Here is a 13,432-nt window from a genome sequence, read left to right on the forward strand (position 1 = left end):
TGCTCAGCGGCCGTCGGCGCCCCGGCGCAGCAGGTAGGTGTCCATGATCCAGCCCTTGCGCTCGCGGGCGGCCGCCCGGATCTCGAGGATCTCGTCCGCCACCTCGTCGAGCGGGCCCGCGACCAGCAGCTCGTCCGGTGTGCCCAGGTAGGCACCCCAGTAGACGTGCAGGTCCGCGCGCTGCTCCGGCGGGAGCGTGGCGAAGGCCGTGCGGCCGTCCAGCATGACCACGACGTCGTCGACGTCGGCGGGCATCCCGTCGGCGATCCGCCGGCCGGTGGTGATCAGGACCGGCCGGCCGACCCGGTTGAGGATCAGCCGGTGGGCCGCGGCGAGGGCGGCGACGCTGGAGATGCCGGCGATCGACTCGACCGCCCACTCCCCCTCGATCCCGTCGAGGACCCGGTCGAGCAGCCGGAGCGTGCCGTCGTACAGCGACGGGTCGCCCCACACCAGGAAGGCGCCCGTCCCGCCGTCGGCGAGCTCGGTCGCGAGCATCTCCCGGTACAGCTCGGCCCGCCGGTCCTGCCAGTCGACGACGACGTCGCGGTACCGCCCGTCGTCGCGCTCGACCTCCGTGCCGCGGTCGCGATCGACCTCGGGCGCGGTGACGAGCCGGTGGCCGCCGTCCGGGCGGTGCCTGCCCAGGATCTCGGTGCGCAGGGCGAGCAGATCGTCCTTGACGTCGCCCTTGTCGATGACGAACACCACGTCGGCGCGCCGCAGGGCGGCCACCGCCTGGAGGGTCATGTGGTCCGGATCGCCGGCCCCGATCCCGATCACCAGCACCGTACGCACGCCACCGACCGTAATGGACGGGAGCGGCCCGCCCGGCCGTGGCACCGGGTGAGTGCCCGCCACACCCGTCACCGGCCGTCGTCACTCGGTAGTGTCTCCGGGGCCGCCGACCGACGTACCCGCTCCACCTCCGGGAGGCCGAAGCACGTGAAGATCGCACATCTCGTCGAGTCCCTCGACTCCCGTGGCGTCGCCGCCGCGCTCACCGACCTGGCCGAGGCCGCTCCGGCCGCCGGGTTCGACGTCCTGGTGGTCGCCCTGACCCCGTCGGGCCACCCCGCCGTCGCCGCCCGGCTCGAACGCGCGGGTGCGGCCCCGGTGGAGCTGAACGTGGCGCCGTGGGACCCCCGCGCCGTGTTCAAGGTCGTCTCGGCGCTGCGCGCGCACGGCGTCGACCTGGTCCACACGCACGGCCTGCGACCGGACGTCGTCGGGTCGGCCGCGGCCGTCCGCCTGCGGCTCCCGGCGGTCTCGACCCTGCACCACATCCACACCGAACCCGCGGACCGCGGCGACCACCTCCGCCGGACGGCGAAGATCCTCGCCCGCAAGCGGTTCATGACCCGCACGATCGCGACGTCGGCGCTGCAACGGGACTGGTACCGCCAGGTCGCAGGCTCGACCGCCGGACTCTCGGTCATCCCGGACGGCGCCGCCGACCCGGGCGCCGGAACCCCGGAGTCGGCCGCCCGGCTGCGCCGCGGGCTCGGCGTCGACGAGAACGAGGTCGTCGCCGTCTCGGTGGCGCCGATGCGCCGCGGAAAGGGCCAGGACATGCTGCTCGACGCGGTCGCGGAGCTGGCCCCGGAGGAGCCGGTCACCGTGGTCCTCGGCGGCGACGGCCCGCTGCGGCCGTGGCTGGAGTCCCGGGTGGCCGGCGACGACGCGTTGTCCGGCCGGGTCACGTTCCGCCGGGCGGGCGACCCGGTCGAGCTGCTGCGGGCCGCCGACATCCAGCTGCACACCACGCGGCACGACACGATGCCGCGGATGCTCGTGCTCGGTCAGGGCACCGGGACACCCGCCGTCGCGACCCGGGTCGGTGGGATCCCGGAGATCGTCACCCGGGACACCGGCGCGCTCACGCCGGTGTCGGCGTCCCGGATCGCGGACGAGCTGGTCCGGATGGCGCACGACCCGGAGCTGCGGGCCCGGCGCGGTGCGGCGGCCCGGGCGCGGTTCCTGGAGCGCTTCGAGTCCTCACGCTGGGCGGCGCGGCTCGGCGAGGTCTACCGCAGCGCGCTCGGGTACGTCGACGCCCCGGTCGCGGCCGAGCTCGATGCACCGGAGGCGGTCGCACCGGGCGGGGCATGATTCCCGTCATGGAGCCGGGCGGTCGGCGACCGGGTTGGTGAGGGCGCCGATGCCCTCGATCTCGACGGTGACCCGGTCCCCCGCCACCATCGGCCCCACCCCGGCCGGGCTCCCGGTCAGCACCACGTCACCGGGGCTCAGGGTGATCCACCGGGTCACCCAGGCCAGGATCGCCGGCACCGAGAAGATCATCCGGCCGGTGTCGGACTCCTGGACCGTGCGGTCACCGAGCCGGGTCCGCAGCGCCAGCGCGCCGGTGCCGGCGTCGGTCTCGATCCACGGCCCGAGCGGGCAGAAGGTGTCGGCGCTCTTGGCCCGGGTCCACTGCCCGTCGGCACGCCAGTCGTGCGCGGTGACGTCGTTGGCGCAGGTCAGGCCGAGTACGTGGGTCATCGCGTCGCGCTCGGTGACGTCGCGGGCGGTCCGGCCGATCACCACGGCCAGCTCGCCCTCGTACTCCAGCCGCTCCACCTGCGCGGGCCGCAGCACCGGCTCGCCCGGCCCGGCGACGGCGTTCGGCGCCTTGAGGAACAGCGCCGGGTGCTCCGGCCAGGGCCGCCCCTTCTCCTCGAGCTGGCAGGGATAGTTGCTGCCGACGCACACGATGGTGCGGGGGTCGCACGGGGCGAGCAGCCCGACCTCGTCGAGCCGGCCGACGACGGCGCCGGGGCGGCGGCCGGGGCCGGGGCCGGGGCCAGGAGCGGGCGCTGACGGGTCGAGCGCCCGGACCAGGTCCCCGTCCGCGCTCGGCTCCACACAGCCCTGCCGGACGGTCCCGTCGCCGTCGGTGAACCGGACGAGCCGCACCGGTTCAGCCCCGCCCGCCGAGTGCCTCGCGCACCAGCTCCAGCGGATGCCAGGCGGTCCGCCCGACACCGTGGAAGATCTGCTGGCGGCACGACACCCCGGTCGCGGCGACCAGCGTGTCGTCCGGCTCGGACTCGATCGCCGGGAACAGCCGGTCCCGCCCGACCGCCATCGACGTGTCGTAGTGCTCGGCCTCGAACCCGAACGAACCGGCCATCCCGCAGCACCCCGAGTCGATCTCGGCGACCTCCAGGCCCGGGATGCGGCGCAGCAGGGCGAGCGTCGCGGCCGTGCCGACCTCCGCCTTCTGGTGGCAGTGCCCGTGGAACACCACCCGCCGCCCGCTCAGGCCCGACACCTCCGGCAGCCGGAGCCTGCCGTCGTCGATCGCCTCGACCAGGAGCTCCTCGACCTGCCGGACCCGCGCGGCGACCTGCTCGGCCTCCGGCGTGCGGCCGAGCAGCGCCAGCGTCTCGTCCCGCAGCGTGAACACGCACGACGGCTCGCACCCGACGATCGGCGAGCCGAGATCGGTGTCCCGGGCCAGCGAGGTGACCAGGCCGGACGCCTTGCGCCGGGCGTCGTCGACCAGGCCCTTGGACAGGCTCGACCGGCCGCAGCAGCCCCCGCCGGCCAGCTCGACGGTCCACCCGGCGCGTTCGAGCAGCTCGATGGCGGCCCGGCCGATGTGCGGCTCGGTGTAGGTGGTGAAGGAGTCGGCGAGCCAGTTCACGGTGCCGGCGCCGCCCGGTGCGGGCCGGTCCCGGCGCCGGTTCCAGCGCACCAGGTTCTGCCGGGCGAACCGGGGCAGCGGCCGGGCCGCGCTGATCCCGACGGTGCGTTCCAGCAGCGCCCGCAACGGACCGATCCGGTTCGGCAGGTTCGACAGCGGGGCCGTGGCCGACCCGAGCCGGTTGAGCGAGCGGATCGCGCCGAACACCCGCGAGCGCAGCGGTGTCCCGTGCTGTTCGTGGTGGTGGTACAGCGCCTCGGACTTCAGCGACGCCATGTCGACACCCATCGGGCACTCGCTCTTGCACGCCTTGCAGCCGAGGCAGAGATCGAGGATCTCGTGCAGCCGCTCGTCGCCGAGTGCCGCCGCCGGGTCCGGCTCGGACAGCGCCTTGACCAGCGCGTTCGCCCGGCCCCGCGTGGAGTGCTCCTCCTGCAGTGTCACCTGGTACGACGGGCACATCACCCCGTCCGACGACTTGCGGCACAGCCCGATGTTCATGCACCGGTCGGCGGCGTCGCGCATGGTCGTGCCCCCGCCCGCGCCGATCACCTCGAACGAGAGCGCAGTGTTCAACGGCGGTGCCGGGGGCAGCGCGTCGCGGTCGCGCAGGTTGTCGGTCATCGGCGGCGCGTCGACGATCTTGCCGGGGTTCATCACGCCCGCCGGGTCGAACAGCCGCTTGACCTCGCGCATCGCCTCGTAGAGCTCGTCGCCGAAGATCTCCCGGTTGAACTCCGAGCGGGCCAGGCCGTCGCCGTGCTCGCTGGAGTTGACCCCGCCGTACTCGGCGACCAGATTCTTGATCTTCTCGGCGACCACCCGCATCGTGTCGACCTGCTCGGGATCGGTGAGATCGACGAACGGGCGGATGTGCAGGCAGCCGACCGAGCAGTGGCCGTAGAACCCGGCCTCGAGGCCGTGCTCGTCGAGGATCGCGGCGAACCGCTCGGTGTAGGAGGCCAGGTGCTCGGGGGCGACCGCGGTGTCCTCGATGAACGCCAGCGGGCGCCGGGTGCCCTCCCCGGCCGCCATCAGCAGCCCGAGGCTGGACTTGCGGACCTTCAGCAGCGCGGCCTGCTCGGCCGGGGTGACCAGCTTGAGGGTGTGGTAGCCGTGCCCGTGCCGCTGCCAGAGATCGGCGACCGCGTCGACCTTCGCGACGAGCTCGTCGGTGTCGTCGCCGGAGAACGACACGAACAACAGCGCCGCCGGGTCCCCGACGAGATGGTTGCCCAGGTCGGCGTACTCGATCTTGCGGCGGGACAGGTCGAGGATCGTCTTGTCCATCATCTCGACCTGGTGCGGCGAGCAGCTCAGCGCGTCCAGGGTCGCCGAGATCGCCCCGTGGGTGGTCGCGAAGTGCCCGACCGCGTACACGGTGCGCTTCGGCTTCGGGACGAGATCGACGACGGCGCGGGTCGCCAGTACCAGGGTCCCCTCGGCGCCGACGACGAACTTCGCCAGGTCGAACGGGTTCGCCTCGCCGTAGCCGGCGAGCCGGTCGAGCCGGTAGCCGCAGGCCCGCCGCCAGAACAGCGGCATGCCCTCGGCGATCGTCTTCTCGTGTGCGGTGACCAGCTCGGGCAGCTCCCGGTAGATCCGGCCCTCGAGGGTGTCGGCCTCGGCGCGCCGTAGCCGCTCGTTCTCGTCGACCGGCTCGAGGCGGGCGGTGGACCCGTCGGAGAGGACGACGTCGAGCGCCCGGATGTGGTCGATCGTCATCCCGAAGGTGAGCGAGCCGCTACCCGCCGAGTTGTTGCCGAGCATCCCGCCGATGGTCGCCCGGTTGCTGGTGGAGGTGTCGGGCCCGAACATCAGCCCGTGCGCGGCGGCCGCCTGGTTGAGCTGGTCCTGCACGACCCCGGTCTCGACGACGGCGGTGCGTGCTGCCGGGTCGATCTCGACGATCCGGTTCAGGTGCCGGGACAGGTCCAGCACCAGCCCGGGGCCGACGGTCTGCCCGGCAAGGCTGGTGCCCGCCCCGCGGGGCACGACCGGGACGCCGTACTCGCCCGCGGTCCGCACGGCCGCGGCGACGTCGTCGTGGGTCCTCGGGAAGACGACGCCCAGCGGCGTGATCGCGTACATGCTGGCGTCCCGGGAGAACAGGTGCCGGGTGTAGTCGTCGAAGGCGACCTCGCCGCTCACCCGGGAACGCAGCGCGTCCTGGAGACCGGCGGGTGCGGGGGCCGGGCGGGCGGGACGGGTCAGCTCGGCGGTCATCGTGGTGGGTCCTCTCGCGACGGTGCGACGGGGGATGTCCGGAGGGAGCGGCGCGGGCTCAGCCGGCCTGCAGGCGCTCCAGCGCGGCGTCCAGCCCGCCCGGGTCGATCTTCACCCCGGCCAGGGTCAGTCCCATCTGGACCCCCGCGAGGGTCCCCGCCAGGGTCAGGTCGTTGAACGAGCCGAGGTGCCCGATCCGGAAGACCTTCCCGGCGAGCTTGCCCAGCCCGGCGCCCAGCGACATGTCGAAGCGGTCGAGGATGACCGCCCGGACCTTGTCGGCGTCGACGTCGGCGGGCACCAGCACCGCGGTGAGCGCCCCGGAGTGCTCGCGCTCGTCGAGGCACAGCACCTCCAGGCCCCACCCGCGCACGGCGGCCCGGGTGGCCTCGGCGTGCCGGGCGTGCCGGGCGAAGACGTTCTCCAGGCCCTCGTCGTACAGCAGGCGCAGGGCCTCGCGCAGGCCGTACATCAGGTTCGTGTTCGGGGTGTAGGTGAAGAAGCCGCGCTCGTTCGCGGCGAGCATCGGGCCCCAGTCCCAGAAGACGCGCGGCAGGGTCGCGGTCCGCGAGGCCGCCAGCGCCTTGTCGCTGATCGCGTTGAAGCTCATGCCCGGCGGCAGCATCAGGCCCTTCTGCGAGCCGGCGACCGTGACGTCGACCCCCCACTCGTCGTGCCGGTAGTCGATCGACCCGAGCGAGGAGATCGTGTCGACCAGCAGCAGCGCCGGGTGCCCGGCGGCGTCGATCGCCGCCCGGATCTCCGGGATCCGGCTGGTCACCCCGGTCGAGGTCTCGTTGTGCACCACGCAGACGGCCTTGATGCGGTGCCCGGTGTCGGCCGCCAGCCGCTCCTCGACGATCGCCGGGTCGGCACCGTGGCGCCAGTCGCCCGGCACGAAGTGGACCTCCAGCCCGAGCCGGCCCGCCATCTCCTGCCACAGCGTGGCGAAGTGCCCGGTCTCGAAGGTGAGCACGGCGTCACCGGGGTTCAGGGTGTTGACCAGCGCGGCCTCCCACGCCCCGGTACCGGTGGCCGGGTAGATCACGACGGGGTTCGTGGTCCCGAACACCGGCCGGATGTCGCGTAGCAGCTCACGACCCATCGCCTGGAACTCCGGGCCCCGGTGGTCGATCGTCGGCGCCGCCATCGCCCGGAGCACGGAGTCCGGGACGTTGGTGGGACCGGGGATCTGCAGGAAATGGCGCCCTGCCGCGTACGTCATATGTCCTCCACGCTCGGTGCCGGTCTGTCGCACGGCGAAATCCGGCCTCGCCAGTAGACGGTATACCTGGTTACAGTCTTCCGTCGAGACACCCGAACCGACCACGGAGCACACGCGCAGTGTGATCCGGCCTACACCCCCGGAGGAACCGAACTTCCGCGAAGCGGAATGGTGGCCGCCACGCGAGGCCGCCTCTCACGTCCCTGCCTGTGTCAATGCCGACCACAGAGGATCCAGAGGATCGAGATGTCCATCCAGCTCATCACCGTCGTGGCACTAGTCCTGATCTTCCTGATAGCCACCGTCCTGCCGGTCCACATGGGAGCCCTCGCGTTCGTCGCGGCGTTCGTCGTCGGGACCGCCTTCGTCGGGGAGGACTCCGACGAGATCGTCGCGGGCTTCCCGGGCGACCTGTTCGTGATCCTGGTGGGCGTCACCCTGCTGTTCGCGATAGCGAAGGGGAACGGGACCGTCGACCGCCTGGTCCAGATGGCCGTCCGGGCCGTGGGCGGGCGGATCGCCCTGATCCCGTGGGTGATGTTCGGCGTCACCGCGGTGCTCACCGCGGTCGGGGCGGTCGTCCCGGCCGCGGTCGCCATCATCGCCCCGATCGGGATGGTGTTCGCGGTCCGCCACCGCATCAACCCGATGATGATGGGCCTGCTCATCATCAACGGCGCCAGCGCCGGCGGGTTCTCGCCGATGAGCATCTTCGGCAGCATCACCAACGGCGTCGTCGAACGGAACGCACTGCCCGGCAGCCCGCTGCTGCTGTTCCTCGCCTCGTTCCTGTTCAACACCGTGCTCAGCGTCGTGGTGTTCTTCCTCTTCGGCGGCCGCGAGCTGATCCGCCGGTCCGCGGAGGCCACGACCGGCACGCGGGGCGGTGCGGGGTCGATCGCCATGGCGGCCGAGCCGGCCACGTCGGTGGCACTGGCCGGTGGCGCGGTGCGGACCCACCGGACCCCGCCCCGGAGCGGGGGCACCGGCGACGGGAGCAACCGTGACGGGGACGGGGACGGGGACACCGGCGGCACCGACGACGACGCACCCCGCCCGGACACCGACGACGATCCCGGTGAGGACGCCCCGCTGAACCGGGACCACGTGCTCACCATCCTCGGACTGGTGGCCCTCGCGGTCGGCGCGCTGGCGTTCGGCCTCGACGTCGGGTTCACCGCCCTCACCGTCGCCGTCGTGCTGTCGCTGATCTCCCCGGCGTCGGCGAAGGCGGCAGTCGGTCAGGTCGCGTGGCCCACGGTGCTGCTGATCTGCGGCATCGTGACGTTCGTGGCGCTCATGGAGCGCGTCGGGACGATCGAGTGGCTGGGCAACCTCGTCACCCAGATCGGCTCACCCCTGCTGTCGGCGATCATCATCTGCCTGATCGGGGCGATCGTCTCGGCGTTCGCGTCCACCACCGGCATCCTGGGCGCGCTGATCCCGCTCGCCGTGCCGTTCCTGCTGGCGGGCGAGGTGGGGCCGATCGGGATGATCATCGCGTTGGCGATCTCGTCCTCGGTGGTCGACTCCTCACCGTTCTCCACCAGCGGTGCGCTCGTCGTGGCCAACGCGCCGGCCGACCAGAGCGACCGGGTGTTCCGCAGCCTGATGATCTGGGGCTTCAGCATGTGCGCGATCGCCCCGCTCACCACCTGGATGCTCTTCGTCGTGCCCGGCTGGGGCTGATGGGCCGCCGCCCGGCCGGGGCTGCCGGGCTACCGGCGCTCCCGCCGGGCGGCCAGCCACTCCTCGGACTCCGGGGTGCCGCCCTCGAGCTGGTCGATCACGTCGAGCAGGAACGACGCGTGACCGTGCTCGGCCAGCGCGCGCTGTGCCTGCGCCGGATCGCCGGCCTCGATGACGGCCAGCAGCTCGCGGTGCCGCTCGACGTTGTCCAGCAGGGTCTCGACGTCGCGGCGGGCGGCCCGGTTCAGCGCGAAGCAGAGCAGCATCTGGAACGAGAGCGCGCGGTAGGCCTCGGTCAGCCGGGAGTGGCCTGCCAGCGCGACCACCGCGAGGTGGAACTCGAACTTGCGCTGCATGAAGCGGGTCTCGTCGCCGGCCCGGCCCGCCTCCTCGAAGTCGCGCAGCGCGGCGCGGCAGCGCTCGAACCGGGCCGGCGAGCGCACGGGCAGGGCGAGCTGCACCGCGAACGACTCCAGCTCCTCACGCAGGGTCACGATCTCGAAGACGTCGTGCCGGGTGAGCGAGCGGACCGTGGCGCCCCGGCGCGAGTGCGTGACGACCAGCCCCTCGTGCGAGAGCGCCTGCAACGCCTCCCGCAGCGGGGGCCGGGACACCCCGAGCCGTTCGGTCAGCCGCGCCTCGACCAGCCGCTCCCCGAGCTTCAGCTCACCGGAGAAGATCATGCCGCGCAACGCGTCGGCGGCCAGCTCGGCCATGCTCGGCGGCACGACGATCCGCCGGTCCCCGGAATCCACCGCGGTCATCGGCATCATCCTCCATATCGACTGTCAGTATACCGTATGTCAGCCTGGATCCCCGGGCCGAGGAGGTAGTCCATGACCACCGTCCCACCCCTGCACGGAGTGCTCGTGATCGAGGTCGGCGCGTTCATGGCGGCGCCGTTCGCCACCATGCAGCTCGCCGACCTGGGCGCACGCGTCGTCAAGATCGAGCCGCCGGGTGGTGGCGACCCGACCCGGTCGGCCGGGCCGTTCCTGGACGGCGAGAGCTCACCGTTCCTGCGGCTGAACCGCAACAAGGAGTCGGTCGTGCTGGACCTGAAGTCCGACCAGGGCCGGGCCGCCTTCCTCGCCCTCGTCGACCGGGCCGACGTCGTCGTCGAGAACCTGCGCCCCGGGGCGATGGACCGGCTGGGGCTGGGCTACCCGGAGCTGAGCGCACGGCGACCGGAGATCGTGTACGCGTCGGCGTCCGGCTGGGGGCAGGACGGCGCGGCGGCCGGGCGGGCGGGCCTGGACATCATGGCCCAGGCGGCCAGCGGCCTGATGAGCGTCACCGGCGCCCCGGACGGCGACCCGGTCAAGGTCGGGGTGCCGGTCTGCGACCTGGTCACCGCGCTGTACGTGGCCCTCGCGGTCACCGCCGCCCTGCGTGAGCGGGACCGCTCGGGCACCGGGCAGCACATCGACGTCTCGCTGCTGGAGTCGGGCGTGTCGCTGGCCGTGTGGGAGGCCGGGATGTACTTCGGGGACGGCGAGGTGGCGGTCCGGCAGGGCTCGGCCCACCAGCGCTACGCGCCGTACCAGGCGATCCGCACCGGCGACGGCCACGTGACGGTCGGCGCCAACACGCCCCGGCTGTGGTCGGCGCTGTGCCGGGCCCTCGATCTGGCCCGGCTGGCGGTCGACCCGCGCTTCGCCGACGCCCCGGACCGGCTCGCGAACCGGGAGGCACTCGTCGCCCGGATCGAGGAGGTCACCACCACGATGACCGCGGCGCAGGTCCTTGCGGCACTGCGGGCCGAAGGCGTGCCGTGCGCCGTCATCGCCGGGTACGACGAGGTGTTCACCGACCCGGTCCTGGCCGACCGGGACTTCTTCTGGGAGGCCCGCCACCCCGATCTCGGGCCGGTACGCCAGCTCGGATCGCCGATGCGGTTCTCCCGCACCCCGGTGCGGCGCGGCGACGCGGGCCCCCCGCTCGGGTCGGGGACCGCGGACGTGCTCGCCGAGCTGCGCGCGCCGGCGCTGCACGCGCCGGCGCCGGGGAGCAACCGGTGAGCGCCCCCGGGAACGACGCCGGGAACGACACGGGGAACGACGCCGGCAACGACACCGTGACCGGCCTCGCCGACGGGGTCCTGACCCTCACCTTCCGCCGGGTCGCCCAGCACAACGCGCTGACCTGGGCGATGTACGACGCGCTGGTCGCGGCCTGCGACCGGGCCGACACCGACGACGCGGTCCGGGTGCTGGTCGTGCGCGGCGACGGCGGACGGGCCTTCGTGGCGGGCACCGACATCGGGCAGTTCGCGGCGTTCACCTCCGGCGCCGACGGGGTGGCCTACGAGCGGCAGGTGACGGCCGTCCTCGACCGGATCCGGGCCGTCGAGGTACCCACCGTGGCCGCCGTCGACGGGTTCTGCGTCGGCGGCGGGCTCGGGATCGCCTGCGCCACCGACCTGCGCATCGCCACCCCGGGGTCCCGGTTCGGCGTCCCGATCGCACGGACCCTGGGCAACTGTCTCTCGGCGCGCACCCTCGATCTCCTGGTCGAGACGCTGGGCCGCGGGCTGACCGCGGACCTGCTGCTCACCGCGCGGCTCCTGGAGACCGGCGAGGCCCGGCTCGTCCCCGGCTTCCTGCACGCGGTCGTCGACGACCTGGACGCGGGCCTGACGGACCTGACCGGGCGACTGGCGAGCGGGGCACCGCTCACCATCTGGGCGACGAAGGAGCTGCTCCGGCGCCCGCCCGGGGACCGCGGCGACGACACCGCCGTCGTCGAGCGGGTCTACGGCTCCGCGGACTTCCGGGGCGCGGTCGCGGCGTTCGGCGCGGGGAGCCGGCCGGAGTGGACCGGCCGCTGATCAGAGCGTGGGCCGCGGCCGGGTCAGCGGCGGGCAGACCCCGCCCTCGGCCCGGACCTGCTGCCGGGTCCGCAGGTAGAGCACGGTCCCGGAGGCGAGCCCGCGCACCTTGCGGGTGGCGGCACCACCGGGCAGCGCGACGGTCTCCTGGTGGCGCCGTGCCGCAACCTCCGGCGCCTGCGCCACCTCGCCCGGCCGCGACCGCGGCGCGCCCTCGCCGGGCCGCCCGGCCGACTCCCGGCGCACGATCTCCCGCAGCCGCGCGACGGCGGCCGGGAACCGGCGCATCGCCAGCCGGCGCGCCCGCGGGTCCATCGCCACCTTGCCCAGGAACGCGCCCAGCCCGAGCGCGTAGCCGGCGAGCTGGTCGCGGAGCTCCTCGTCGGAGGGCCGGTGGTGGTGCCAGACGTAGGCCGCAGGCAGGTAGGCGAGCGTCCCGCCGCCCAGCACGATCCGCACCAGCAGCTCGATGTCCTCGCCCCCGCGGGTCGGCCGGCCCGGGCCGAGCGCCTCGTCGAAGCCGCCCAGCTCCCGGACCCGCCCGGTCCGCACCGCGAGGTTCGCGCCGATCCCGAACAGCCCCGGCGAGAAGGGGAACACCGGCGCGTCCGACGGCGGGTCGTCCAGCCGGAACCGGCGCTGGACGAATCCCTTGTTCCAGGCCAGCGCGACATCCGCGGCCCGTTCCTGCGCGGTCTCCAACCGGGCGGCCAGTACCGGCCCGCTCAGCCCGGTGAGCTGCGGATCGGCGGCGAACGCGCCGGCGATCCGCGACGCCCAGCCCGGGTCCGGCTCGGTGTCGTCGTCGGTGAACGCGACGACGGGGGTCCGTGCCTCGGCCAGGCCCCGGTTGCGACCGACCGACGCCCCGCGGCGCGGCTCGCGGACGTAGTAGACGCCGTCACCGCCGAACTCCTCGACGACGGCGCGGGTCCGGCCGTCCGGAGGATCGTTGTCGACGACGAGCACGGTCAGGTCCGGATGGTCCCCGGCGAGGATCGCCGCCACGCAGCGACGGACGCTCTCCGGCCGCCCCCGGGTGGCCACGACGACGGTCATCGGCTCGGCCGACGTCGGCGGCGACGCCGGGGGCTCGGCACCCGCGACGGTCGCCGCGGCCCGGGCGAGCTCGTCCGCGGTGGCACGGCCCCGGCGCAGCGCGACATCCACCTGGCCGACGGGCACACCGGTGTCGGTCACCAGCAGCCGCGCCGTGCCGAACCGCTCGGGGACCTGCAGGTCCGTGGCGGGCTCCCGGCCCGGCACGCGCCGGTGGGGTGTCTCCCCGACCCAGATCGGGCCGGATGGTCGGTCCGGCACTTCGCAGGCCTCCGGTGGTCGTCGCATCGTCCACCGCCGGTCGCGCCGCGAGCAGGGTCGTGCGGCGCCGGTCCGGCGGGGCTGTCGTGGTGGGTACGGACCGGCGGGCCGGTCCGGTTCGGGTGCGGGGTCGGGATGGGGCACGGCTCACGCGGGTCGCGGTGTGGTCGTGATGATGGTGGCGGTGTGGTGGTGATGGTGGTGGCCCCACGATCGTGGCAGAACCACCCATACCGCTCGCCCACCACCGCCGCACCCTTCTGCTAAGACCGCTCACCGCAACGGAGCGACCGGATGACTCGAACGGCGCAGCGTGCGCACCGTTCGGCGGCGGATTCGCGCGGGAATCGCGCCGGACCGCCCGTTCGTCGCAGACACCGTCGAGCCTCCGGGCGGGTGAGTCACGGAGCGGTTACGGTCCCTCGTGCTGGTCGGCGAGATGTCGGCTGGTGCGCCTGGTCGGCCGTCAGCTCCCCGCCCGCCGACTCTC

The 13,432-nt window shown here is 73.7% G+C and carries 10 protein-coding genes; 4 read left to right on the forward strand and 6 right to left on the reverse strand.

From position 1 onward, the window contains the following. Positions 1-3 precede the first annotated feature (3 nt). Complete coding sequence (gene cobF / locus JOF36_RS25290) at positions 4-798, reverse strand: precorrin-6A synthase (deacetylating) (protein WP_210031436.1); 795 nt, start codon at positions 796-798, stop codon at positions 4-6. Positions 799-945: 147 nt separating this feature from the next. Between cobF and JOF36_RS25295 the strand changes: the two genes are divergently transcribed. After that, on the forward strand, positions 946-2,112 hold the full coding sequence (locus tag JOF36_RS25295) for a glycosyltransferase family 4 protein (RefSeq protein ID WP_210031437.1): 1,167 nt from the start codon (positions 946-948) through the stop codon (positions 2,110-2,112). A gap of 6 nt (positions 2,113-2,118) precedes the next feature. Here the strand turns inward: JOF36_RS25295 and JOF36_RS25300 are convergent, their stop codons facing one another. The 3 genes from JOF36_RS25300 to JOF36_RS25310 are packed head-to-tail and all read right to left on the reverse strand — an operon-like array spanning position 2,119 to position 7,103. Continuing rightward, positions 2,119-2,919 carry a fumarylacetoacetate hydrolase family protein gene (locus JOF36_RS25300; protein WP_210031438.1) on the reverse strand — a complete coding sequence of 267 codons (801 nt, stop codon included), beginning with the start codon at positions 2,917-2,919 and terminating at the stop codon, positions 2,119-2,121. A 4-nt stretch (positions 2,920-2,923) separates the two neighbouring features. Continuing rightward, the gene (locus tag JOF36_RS25305; RefSeq protein WP_210031439.1) at positions 2,924-5,878 is read right to left on the reverse strand and encodes an FAD-binding and (Fe-S)-binding domain-containing protein; all 2,955 of its coding nucleotides are present in this window, start codon (positions 5,876-5,878) and stop codon (positions 2,924-2,926) included. 58 nt (positions 5,879-5,936) lie between these two features. Beyond that, a complete protein-coding gene (locus tag JOF36_RS25310; RefSeq protein WP_210031440.1) occupies positions 5,937-7,103 on the reverse strand; it encodes a pyridoxal-phosphate-dependent aminotransferase family protein in 1,167 nt (388 codons plus the stop codon). A gap of 246 nt (positions 7,104-7,349) precedes the next feature. Between JOF36_RS25310 and JOF36_RS25315 the strand changes: the two genes are divergently transcribed. Then, positions 7,350-8,792, forward strand: coding sequence for an SLC13 family permease (locus JOF36_RS25315; RefSeq protein ID WP_210031441.1), 1,443 nt, complete (start codon positions 7,350-7,352; stop codon positions 8,790-8,792). A 29-nt stretch (positions 8,793-8,821) separates the two neighbouring features. On the opposite strand, the gene JOF36_RS25320 is transcribed toward JOF36_RS25315, so the two are convergent. Next, positions 8,822-9,556 carry a GntR family transcriptional regulator gene (locus tag JOF36_RS25320; protein ID WP_307862587.1) on the reverse strand — a complete coding sequence of 245 codons (735 nt, stop codon included), beginning with the start codon at positions 9,554-9,556 and terminating at the stop codon, positions 8,822-8,824. Between the two features lie 72 nt (positions 9,557-9,628). On the opposite strand from JOF36_RS25320, the gene JOF36_RS25325 reads away from it, so the two are divergent. Both JOF36_RS25325 and JOF36_RS25330 read left to right on the forward strand, forming a co-directional pair. Continuing rightward, the gene (locus JOF36_RS25325) at positions 9,629-10,813 is read left to right on the forward strand and encodes a CaiB/BaiF CoA transferase family protein (RefSeq protein ID WP_210031443.1); all 1,185 of its coding nucleotides are present in this window, start codon (positions 9,629-9,631) and stop codon (positions 10,811-10,813) included. After that, a complete protein-coding gene (locus JOF36_RS25330) occupies positions 10,810-11,622 on the forward strand; it encodes an enoyl-CoA hydratase (RefSeq protein WP_307862588.1) in 813 nt (270 codons plus the stop codon). Before JOF36_RS25325 ends, JOF36_RS25330 begins: the two co-directional genes overlap by 4 nt. Here JOF36_RS25330 and JOF36_RS25335 read toward each other — a convergent pair whose 3' ends face one another. After that, positions 11,623-12,888, reverse strand: a complete 1,266-nt coding sequence (locus JOF36_RS25335; RefSeq protein ID WP_210031445.1) for a glycosyltransferase family 2 protein — start codon at positions 12,886-12,888, stop codon at positions 11,623-11,625. It lies immediately after the preceding gene. Positions 12,889-13,432 lie beyond the last annotated feature (544 nt).

It is taken from the genome of Pseudonocardia parietis (genome assembly GCF_017876315.1).
In the GTDB taxonomy this organism is placed as follows: Bacteria; Actinomycetota; Actinomycetes; order Mycobacteriales; family Pseudonocardiaceae; genus Pseudonocardia; species Pseudonocardia parietis.

Excerpts from the sequence above, each read along its gene's own strand:
- JOF36_RS25310 (WP_210031440.1), bottom strand. The coding sequence starts at position 7,103 with ATGACGTACGCGGCAGGGCGCCATTTCCTGCAGATCCCCGGTCCCACC.
- JOF36_RS25320 (WP_307862587.1), bottom strand. The coding sequence starts at position 9,556 with ATGACCGCGGTGGATTCCGGGGACCGGCGGATCGTCGTGCCGCCGAGC.
- JOF36_RS25315 (WP_210031441.1), top strand. The coding sequence starts at position 7,350 with ATGTCCATCCAGCTCATCACCGTCGTGGCACTAGTCCTGATCTTCCTG.
- JOF36_RS25305 (WP_210031439.1), bottom strand. The coding sequence starts at position 5,878 with ATGACCGCCGAGCTGACCCGTCCCGCCCGCCCGGCCCCCGCACCCGCC.
- JOF36_RS25325 (WP_210031443.1), top strand. The coding sequence starts at position 9,629 with ATGACCACCGTCCCACCCCTGCACGGAGTGCTCGTGATCGAGGTCGGC.